This is a genomic window from Adlercreutzia equolifaciens (assembly GCF_029076695.1).
Lineage (GTDB): Bacteria > Actinomycetota > Coriobacteriia > Coriobacteriales > Eggerthellaceae > Adlercreutzia > Adlercreutzia equolifaciens_A.
In genome coordinates, this window is sequence record NZ_JARFIK010000684.1 from 1 (window position 1) to 286 (window position 286).

The following is a 286-nucleotide window of genomic DNA, read 5'->3' on the forward strand; positions in this document are numbered from 1 at the left end:
GGCGTTCGCGATGTCCTCGGGCTCGCCCATGCGGCCCAGCGGAATGGACTCGATGAGGGGCTTGATAACGGCCACGGGCAGCGCGTCCACCATGTCGGTGTGGGGGACGCCCGGGGCCACGGCGTTCACGCGAATGCGATGACGCGCCAGCTCGCGGGCCAGCGACAGCGTGAGGCCGTTCACGGCGAACTTCGAGGTGGTGTAGGCCGAGCCCGAGGGCTGGCCGTGCTTGCCCACCATCGAGCTGGTGTTGATGATGGCGCCGCCCTCGCCCTGATCGATCATG

General features: G+C 68.9%; 1 protein-coding gene. It reads right to left on the reverse strand.

Annotation, left to right across the window (positions count from 1 at the left end; translation table 11 throughout):
- Window positions 1-286 (reverse strand): SDR family NAD(P)-dependent oxidoreductase (locus tag PZH32_RS14110; protein WP_275208897.1); only part of this gene is annotated, 286 nt, incomplete at both ends.